The sequence below is a fragment of the Brevundimonas sp. CURTG3B2_SDJG genome (assembly GCF_057364705.1).
Genome location: NZ_JBNFOJ010000207.1, coordinates 1 through 5,083, shown reverse-complemented (window position 1 = coordinate 5,083; position 5,083 = coordinate 1). Strand labels below are relative to the sequence as shown.

The 5,083-nt window shown below is 68.1% G+C and carries 5 protein-coding genes and 1 pseudogene; 1 reads left to right on the top strand and 5 read right to left on the bottom strand.

The window, feature by feature from the left end:
- Positions 1-393: 393 nt before the first annotated feature.
- Positions 394-1,182 (bottom strand): EF-Tu/IF-2/RF-3 family GTPase, encoded by a 789-nt coding sequence (locus AC2W7C_RS13225; protein WP_486001855.1) that lies wholly within the window; start codon positions 1,180-1,182, stop codon positions 394-396.
- A gap of 76 nt (positions 1,183-1,258) precedes the next feature.
- A pseudogene (locus AC2W7C_RS13220) lies at positions 1,259-2,023 on the bottom strand (GTP-binding protein); the annotation flags it as partial.
- 181 nt (positions 2,024-2,204) lie between these two features.
- On the opposite strand from AC2W7C_RS13220, the gene AC2W7C_RS13215 reads away from it, so the two are divergent.
- A complete protein-coding gene (locus AC2W7C_RS13215; protein ID WP_486001854.1) occupies positions 2,205-2,345 on the top strand; it encodes a hypothetical protein in 141 nt (46 codons plus the stop codon).
- Positions 2,346-2,354: 9 nt separating this feature from the next.
- On the opposite strand, the gene AC2W7C_RS13210 is transcribed toward AC2W7C_RS13215, so the two are convergent.
- The 3 genes from AC2W7C_RS13210 to AC2W7C_RS13200 form a co-directional block, all read right to left on the bottom strand.
- Positions 2,355-3,947: a hypothetical protein gene (locus AC2W7C_RS13210; protein ID WP_486001853.1), complete on the bottom strand. Its 1,593-nt coding sequence runs from the start codon at positions 3,945-3,947 to the stop codon at positions 2,355-2,357.
- 66 nt (positions 3,948-4,013) lie between these two features.
- The gene (locus AC2W7C_RS13205) at positions 4,014-4,394 is read right to left on the bottom strand and encodes a hypothetical protein (protein WP_486001852.1); all 381 of its coding nucleotides are present in this window, start codon (positions 4,392-4,394) and stop codon (positions 4,014-4,016) included.
- A 146-nt stretch (positions 4,395-4,540) separates the two neighbouring features.
- Positions 4,541-4,873 carry a DUF1491 family protein gene (locus AC2W7C_RS13200; RefSeq protein WP_486001851.1) on the bottom strand — a complete coding sequence of 111 codons (333 nt, stop codon included), beginning with the start codon at positions 4,871-4,873 and terminating at the stop codon, positions 4,541-4,543.
- Between the last annotated feature and the right edge of the window lie 210 nt (positions 4,874-5,083).

Genomic DNA, 5,083 nt, shown 5'->3' with positions numbered 1-5,083 from the left:
CGCGGCGGAGTAGGCGCCGGGGCCGCCGGCTCAGCCCGGCTCGCGCCCCGTCAGTTCGCCGTTCCCCCGGCTCGGGCCGCGGCGATCTGGTCGTGAACGCCCCTGGACCCGGGGAGAGATCTCGCCGCCGTGCGGATCGGTCGCGATCGCTGGATCGGAATCGCGGCGCAGGCTTGCGCGGCCAATCGATCGCACGAACGTTTTCAGGCGCCCTGAAACCCGCACCCGTATCCTCCCGTCGGCACGCCGGCTAGCGCTCGATCACAGGTCGTCGGCAGGATCAACCCCGTCTACGACCGGGTATCGAAGCGGTTCAGTCGCGCGCCGAACGGTGGAGCCGGCTTGCAGGCGGCCAGCGCTTCGCCAAAGGCTTGTCGTCTGGTCGGACGGGGCCTAACCCCGTTCCTTGGTCTTGGTGAAGACCACCTTGGGGAAACGCTCGCCGACGTAGCCGGTCTCCCAGCTGGACTTGGCCAGGAAGACGGGATCGTTGTCGATGTCGGTGGCCATCTGCGGGCGGTACTTGCCCATGAAGTCCTCCAGGTCGGCCTTGGAGCCGCCGATCCAGCGGGCCTCGGCGTAGGGGCTGGGCTCGAAGATGACCTCCAGGCCGTATTCCTCGCCGAGCCGGTCGGCCATGACCTCGAACTGCAGCTGGCCGACGGCGCCGACGATGAAATCGGACCCGATCTCCGGGCGGAACAGCTGGGTCACGCCTTCCTCGGCCAGGCCGTCCAGCGCCTTCTTCAGGTGCTTGGCCTTCAGCGGATCCTTGACCCGGACGCGCTGCAGGATTTCCGGCGCGAAGTTGGGCAGGCCGGCGAAGCGGATCAGGCCGCTCTCCGACAGGCTGTCGCCGACGCGCAAGACGCCGTGGTTCGGAATGCCGATCACGTCGCCGGCATAGGCGTCCTCGGCCAGTTCGCGGTCCGAGGCGAAGAACATGATCGGCGCGTTCACCGACAGGGACTTGCCGGTGTTCTGGACCTTCAGCTTCATGCCGCGTTTGAAGCTGCCGGACGCCATGCGGAACATGGCGATGCGGTCGCGGTGGTTGGGGTCCATGTTGGCCTGGACCTTGAAGACGAAACCGGTGACCTCCGCCGAGCCGGGCTCGACCGTCAGGTCGACGGGCTCGGGGGCGTTGCGGGTCTCGGGCGGGGCAGCCTTCTGGGCCTTCATGACCTTGGCGCCGCGCCCATTCGCCGATCGCCTTCAGCAGTTCGTCGATGCCGAAGTGGCGCAGCGCCGAACCCCACAGGACCGGGGTCAGGTGGCCTTCCAGGAACGCCTGGCGGTCGAAGGGCTTGTAGCCGGCCTCGACCAGCTCCAGCGCGTCAGCCAGGTCGGACTGTTCGGATCCCTCGAAGAAGGACGCGGCCTCGGCCAACGGCAGGGCGGCCGGATGGTCGGGGTCGTCGTCCGAGCCGGCGACCTTCTTGGCGTAGGGTTGGAAACGGCCGGTCCCGACCTCCGCCATGCCCCGGAGACGGTTGCCGCTCTCGGCGGGCCACCAGACCGGCGACGGGTCCAGCTGCAGGCGGCTGGCGATGTCGTCCAGCAGGGCCATTGGGTCCTGGGCCTCGCGGTCCAGCTTGTTGATGAAGGTGATGATCGGGATGTCGCGCAGGCGGCAGACCTCGAACAGCTTGAGCGTCTGCGGCTCGATGCCCTTGGCCGCGTCCAGCACCATGATCGCGCAGTCGGCCGCGGTCAGGGTGCGGTAGGTGTCTTCCGAGAAGTCCTCGTGGCCCGGCGTGTCCAGCAGGTTGAACATCTTGCCGTCGTGCTCGAACGTCATGACCGAGGCGGAGACCGAGATGCCGCGCTCCTTCTCGATCTTCATCCAGTCCGAGCGGGTGCGCCGGTTCTCGCCGCGCGCCCGCACGGCGCCGGCCGCGCGGATGGCGCCGCCCGCCAGCAGGATATGCTCGGTCAGCGTCGTTTTACCGGCGTCCGGGTGGGCGATGATGGCGAAGGTCCGGCGGCGGCCGGCCTCCTCGGGCAGGGAGAGCTTGGACATGGGACGCGCGACCTAGCGCGGACCGGGCCGAAAGTCACCCGGCGCGGGGCTTTCCGCCGGTCCGGTCTGTCACCGAAAGTGATTATCCCTTGGCAACGAAGGGATATTGGGATCATTGTCCTGTCAGGCGAGACGTCTGGTCACGCAATCGGGCGCCGCCTTTGGAAACGAAGGAACGGACATGGCCCTGCATCATCCATTCGACGACCGTCCCGAGGCGCGCCACGGCGGTCCGCATCCCGCCATCTGCCTGACGCTCGGTTTCGCGATCATCGTCGTCGGCGCGACGATCGTGCACATCGTATTTAATACGCTGGTCTAGGGCTCGGCCTCAGTTTTCATCCTCGCCGGCGGCGTCCTCGTCTCCGGAAGGCGCGCTTGAGGGATCGGTGGGCGCCGGTTCCGGCGGGCGCGCGGCGGCGTCCTGGGCGGCGTCGATCTCTTCCCAGCTCAGGGGCGGCTGACGCGCCTCGGCTCGCTCCAGAAGGGTCCGCGCGGCCTCCGCGGCGCCGCCGCCGTGCGGCGCATTGGCGAGCGGTTCCAGCAACGCGGCCGCCTCATCGAACCGCTCCGCATGCATCATCGCCGAGGCGAAGCCCAGCCGGATGCCCGGCAGCTGCGGCGCGCGATCATAGGCCAGTCGCCACGTCAGCAGGTCATTCTCGGTCGGATAGTCCCGCGCCGCTTCGCGAATCTGGGCCAGCATGAACAGGGTGTGGTACTGCTCCGGGTCGGCGGCGTAGGCGCGACGCAGATGGCCCTGGGCCTGCACCAGACGCCGGTTGCGATCCTCGCCCTGGTCGCGCGCCAGGCGCATGTATCGACTGGCCATCAGTTGCAGGGCCTCGACGTTCTCGGGTTCACGTTCCAGCAGGCGGGTCAGCACCGCCTCGCCCGCGACCGGGTCGCCGAAATGCAGTTCGGCATGGCCGAGTTGCAGCAGGGCGAAAGGATCGTCGGGATGTCGGGCCGCCCGCTGGCGGACGAGGGCGGCGGTGGCCGCGCGCTGATCGTCGGCGACACCGACCTTCAGCCTCTGGCCCAGCAGCAACAGGTCGTCGGCGGACCGCGGCAGTCGGGTGACGGCGATCTCCGGCTCCGCCCGCGTGACCTCATAGACAGAGATCCTCAGCGACCCGCGCGTGTAGGATTGAAGGCTGCGGCGCAGCTCGGCCAAGGTCAGGCCTGTGGCCTCTTCCATGGCGCGGACGGGATCGCCCCCCTGACCCACCGCGGAGATGTAGGCGGCCAGTTGCGCCCGCCGGGTCTCGTCACTCATGAACCAGTGGGTCAGCAGCCAGGCCACCGGATAATAGGTGTCGCGGTGCGACCCCGCTCTGACCTCGCCCACTCGCTTGCCCAGAAGATCCTCCAGGGGGATCCAGGAGGTGGCCAGCAGCCATTCCGCGCGATTCTGGTTGAACTCGCCGATCCGGATGGTGCTGTCCTGCACGTCGGCGGTCATGAAGTATTCCGCGAACCCTTCGACCAGCCAGCCTGGCAGATGGCCCGCCGAACTGTGCTGGAAGCTGAAGTGGTGGAAATACTCGTGCAGCAGGAAATCCATGTCCTGATCACGAATGGCCGTGGCGAAGATGCCTTCTGTCGCCGGGCTGTAGAAGCCGGCCACGTGAGGCGGCAGATCGGGTCGGATCTCGCGCAGACCGGGCCGCCCACCGACCATGTAGATCGGCAGCTTGCGAGCGGGCGGCTCGTCCAGGGGCAGACCCATCCGGGCGCGCAGGATGTAGTCGTACATCTCAAGCGTCCGCGCCTGACGACGCAGCGAGCTCTCGCTGCCCTGGGAGTAGATGATGAAGTTGGCGCTTTCGGCCCGTCGCCACTCGGCCTGCGCCGGAACCGCGGCCAGAAGCAGGACGCCTGCGGCCAGAACCGCGGCTTTCAAATGATGCAGAACGTTCAACCGAGCCCCCTCTTCGCCCTCGCGACCCTAGCGGGCGCCTCGGCGGGGGTTCAAGCCAAGATCGTGTTACGCGGCCAGGCGCATCCAGACCGCGCGGTCGGCGGCGACGGCGTCCAGCTTGCCCTTGGTGGCGCGGGTCTTCAGCTGGCGCATGACCGGCTCGGGCAGGGCGCAGAACTGCGGCTCGACCAGATCGGGATCGCAGCCGGCCGCCGGCGCCGCGAACAGGGCGGCGTTCACGTCCGGCGAGCGGTCGTGGATCAGCCAGGCCAGACGGCGGGCGCGCTGCGGGTCCGAGTGATGCAGCAGCGGGTCCTCGGCGAACAGCTCGCAGCCCAGTTCCAGCACATAGTCGAGGCCCAGCTTCTCGAACCGGCGCGCGTCGCCGGGCGTGACCGGGCAGGTCTCGTCCAGGTCGAACACCACGTCGTTCAGCAGAAACAGCATCGAGGACACCCATCACCGTTTCGGACTCATTCGGTCCGTTACAGGCGACCATAGGGCCCCTCCTTTGAGGTTCCGTGTGCGAACGCAGTTAAGGATTTCCCACGATCCGGCCGGGCGTTAACCGGTCGGTCGCCATGCTTGGCGCGTCAGGCCCCTTCCACCTTCTCCGTAATGAAGTGCCGGCCCTCGCGGTCTTCGATCTCGACGATCCAAAGGTCGGGATCGTAGCGGATCTGGCGCTGGAGATAGTCGTCCAGCTCGCTCTCGACCTCGCTCTCGACCGGCTGCATCCACAGGCGTTCGCCGTCGGGACCGAAGGCTTCACTATAGAGTCTCGCGCGACGGTTCGACGTGTCGAACACCTTGACGATGACCGTGCCCGCGCGCGCGTCGCCCTTGCGCGCGACCGTTGCGAAGGCCCCGCCGATCTCGGCGCGGCGGATCAGGGCGGCCACCCAGACGTCGCTCGACAGTAGCAAATCGATAACCCTGCTCGGAAACCGGACCGGAACGCCTCATGCGTAGGGTGCGGCCCATGACGATAAGGCAGAACGCCGTCCGGACCCAAGCCGCCGCGCTGGCGGTCGCCGCGCTTCTGGCGCCGGCGGCGGCCATCGCCGGCCCGGCCGACACCTATTACGAGCGCGCCTTCGTGGTCCGCCGCCAAACGCGCGATGCGGCCTGTTCGA

Bases quoted from the DNA above. Each gene is read 5' to 3' on its own strand.
- AC2W7C_RS13225 (WP_486001855.1), bottom strand. From the start codon at position 1,182: ATGAAGGCCCAGAAGGCTGCCCCGCCCGAGACCCGCAACGCCCCCGAG.
- AC2W7C_RS13215 (WP_486001854.1), top strand. From the start codon at position 2,205: ATGGCCCTGCATCATCCATTCGACGACCGTCCCGAGGCGCGCCACGGC.
- AC2W7C_RS13205 (WP_486001852.1), bottom strand. From the start codon at position 4,394: ATGCTGTTTCTGCTGAACGACGTGGTGTTCGACCTGGACGAGACCTGC.